General features: G+C 45.3%; 3 protein-coding genes and 1 pseudogene. All 4 read right to left on the bottom strand.

Going from position 1 to position 3117, the window contains the following annotated elements; genetic code table 11:
* Positions 1-345 (bottom strand): annotated as a pseudogene (locus tag BCT81_RS28315) (ATP:cob(I)alamin adenosyltransferase); the annotation flags it as partial.
* 161 nt (positions 346-506) lie between these two features.
* The gene (gene hutZ / locus BCT81_RS28310) at positions 507-1037 is read right to left on the bottom strand and encodes a heme utilization protein HutZ (RefSeq protein ID WP_004731858.1); all 531 of its coding nucleotides are present in this window, start codon (positions 1035-1037) and stop codon (positions 507-509) included.
* Positions 1038-1156: 119 nt separating this feature from the next.
* The gene (hutX, locus tag BCT81_RS28305; RefSeq protein WP_102426589.1) at positions 1157-1678 is read right to left on the bottom strand and encodes a heme utilization cystosolic carrier protein HutX; all 522 of its coding nucleotides are present in this window, start codon (positions 1676-1678) and stop codon (positions 1157-1159) included.
* A gap of 57 nt (positions 1679-1735) precedes the next feature.
* Positions 1736-3117: heme anaerobic degradation radical SAM methyltransferase ChuW/HutW (hutW, locus tag BCT81_RS28300; protein WP_102426588.1), on the bottom strand; the 1382-nt coding region annotated here is incomplete at its 5' end.

Here is a 3117-nt window from a genome sequence, read left to right as displayed (position 1 = left end):
ATTCACTATGCCACTACACTCACTCGATACTCGATTCCCACCAGGTAATACGAACCCTTTGAAGCCACCTTCTAACTGCTCACGGATGCGGTGGTAATCTTGCTTAAGCTCGACCAGTTCGGATTCAGTAATCGCTAACTTCCCACGTACGGAACCATTCAAATGATAGATGTTCGGCTGTAGGCGTTGCAGGATCTCGCGAACTTGTGGTTCCAATTCCAATGAAAGAACCAATCCAACTCGGCAACAAAGCTCGTCCGACAGAATCTCAAAATCACAGATAGGGCTTTCTTCATAAATAAACGGGTAACAGAACTCGTCCCAATCTCGACTTACTGGTTTCACGTAGCGATCCTTACACATAAATATTAATCAAACGCCAATATACCAAACTCTTTGATTTAGTCTGCTTTTTCTCACATCAACGCCCAGTGTGTTTACAACGATTTTTAGACGTAAAAAAGCCCTCACATTGGAGGGCTTCTTAAATAACCAGTTACATAAGGTTACTCGTTAGATACTTTTTTGTGGCCTTCTTGCAAGTGAACGAAATCTACTAGATCGTCACCCGATACTTGGTATGCCTGACCAAAGCCTTTAACGAACAAGCCGTTCTCTGCTTTAAGATTGAACAGAGAGAAATCTTGAAGCTGGCTCAAACCATCGATGATCTCACCGAAACGCTCTTGCATCTGGCCAATCACTTGAGTCCAAAGTTCTGTTTCACGCTCGACAACACTCGCTTGTGCATCAAACGTTAAACGCTTACGTGCGTAAAGCTGCTTTGAGCTCTCTTCATCTTCAATCATCATCAAAGAAACTTGTGGGTTCGCTTTCAAGTTACGAGCGTGACGAGCAATATCAGAAATTAGAACAAAGTAACCTTCTTGGTTTTGAACGAAGGGCGCGTAGCTCACGTTCGGGCGGCCCTCTTCATCAACCGTTGCCAGTTGAAGGGTACGGCGCTCTTGGCGAAACTCTTTAATTTCTGGACCTAGGCGACCTTGTAGACGTTCTTGTTTTACTTGCTGTTCCATGGGTAGTTCCTTACTTCGCTTTCTCTGATTTATTATGTTTGCCCGAGGTTGAGCGATCATTAGCAAACTAAACGATCCTCGAACATTGATGTCTTATTAACTATTACTGCTGATTCTTTTTAAGCTTGTTCTTTTAGTGCTTTGAAGCGTTCTACTTGGTCAGCAATAAGCTCTCGCTTTTCATTGCGGCCTAAGTAGATCTTGAAAATGTTCTCGCCCGTTTCACTGAAGAAACCGAAGTAATGACTTTCACGACCCATGAACGCTTTGCTCACCAAACCGATCTGCTTGATGTTGTCGAGTTTCAGGTGACCATGAAGCTCGCCTTCTTTGCCCATAAGGTTGTAGTAACCACGCGCTACTTTGCCTTTCGGGAACGGCGCTTTTACTTCGAAGATTGAGCCAAATGAGTGTACGATCGTGGTCACTGGTCCCCAACCTACTAAGCCTTCCAAGATTTCTTGAGCACGGCTGCCATCTAGCATCACTGCCATGTCGTTTGGAAAAGCAGCAACCACTTCTACCTCTGAAACACCGAGCTTCTCAGCAATCGCTGTAGGAAGCAGTTTTGGCTCTTCTTCTAGAATGCGAGCGACACGTTGCTCTAGAGTTTCTGTTACTTCTAATGTTGTATCTGTCATTGGATATATTTCCGTATAAACAAGTAATTACGTAAGTTAAAAAATGAAAATTCGATATTAAGCGTGCTTCAAACTTGCGTGTGGATGAACACCCGCTGCGGCTGCTTTCGGAGCTGGATTCGCAGCCTGATACTCGGCGTTTAGCACTTGAATAACACTCTGGGCTAGGCTTACTGCCCAAAAGCTGCCGGCGATAGTAAGACTCAAATAATCTTCTGAAAGCTCGACCAAACCATTCTGTTCCCAATGTTCGAAAAGAGGTTTCAGGTAATCGAAGGTGTCTTGCCCCATAAAACTTGGAAGTGTGCTTCTTCTAACCACACCAGAATCAAAACCGGCCTTTAATGTGGAGAATGTCGGTTCGAAGGCACTCTGTTTAGTCATCATGGCGATAGGCAATTGCCCTTGCTTAATAGACTCCATGTAGCTGTCTAAAGTTCGATGTTGCATCACACCATGGCCGCCAATGTTGCCACCAGCACCACAACCAACCGGAAGCACTTCGGCATAAGTTTTCGCTAAGCTGTTGTAAATGCTGCGTTCTCGGTTATCGCGAGTCCAGTGATTGACGCTCAGCTGTTTAACTTTGTGCTTAGCCATAAACTCAACGCCCGCTAAATACATGCTTGCCTTATCGGGTGTGTTGGCTGGTGGCGGGATCTTTCCTTTCTCAACGAGGTTAAGCATAGGGGCACTGCCCCCAACAATCAGTTGGTAAAGGTCAATGCCGTGTGCGCCCGTCGACATGTAGTCTTCTAGGTCTTGTTGGAACACATCCATCGATTGATACGGCAGGCCATACAGTAGGTCAAGAACGATCGGTGCTTGCTCAGTACGACTTAAAGAGCTGATACGTTCTAGAACCACTTCACGGTCATCTAAACGTTTCGCGCTACGTCGTACTTTAGTATTGAAGCTCTGAATACCAAATGAGAAACGGTTGAAGCCACCTTCAAGTGCACTGTCGAACATATCATCGCCGAATCGGTTGATGCGCCCTTCTAAGGTCATTTCCACATCGTTTGCTAGAGGGAAGTGTTGGCGAATAGCCTTACCTAATAGCTCGACTTGTTTAGGCGACAGATCGGTTGGTGTTCCCCCACCGATATAAACGGCATGAAACAATCCAGACTGAGCCCATGGTGTGTTGGCTTTTTGCTTGAGCTCGACCATCAATGCATCGAAATACTCGTCTACCAATTTGCGACTTGCCGCATTTTGGAAAAAATTACAGAAAGTACAACGCACTCGACAAAAAGGAATATGGATATACAAGCAACGCTTATCTTGTTTTTTCCCTTCACTCAGCATCAACTCATCAAAGAGCTCCAACTTCTTGCTCGGTTCAACCGGAATTGAGCTTCCTCCGGCGTGTGCAGAATGCTTTTTGGCAAACGCAAAACAAAGCGGATCAGGGCTAGAAACGCCCAAGATTGATT

This window comes from Vibrio sp. 10N.261.52.A1, assembly GCF_002876325.1.
Classification (GTDB): domain Bacteria; phylum Pseudomonadota; class Gammaproteobacteria; order Enterobacterales; family Vibrionaceae; genus Vibrio; species Vibrio chagasii.
Note: the sequence above shows the minus strand (reverse complement) of the source record. Positions and strands in the feature narration are given on the sequence as shown.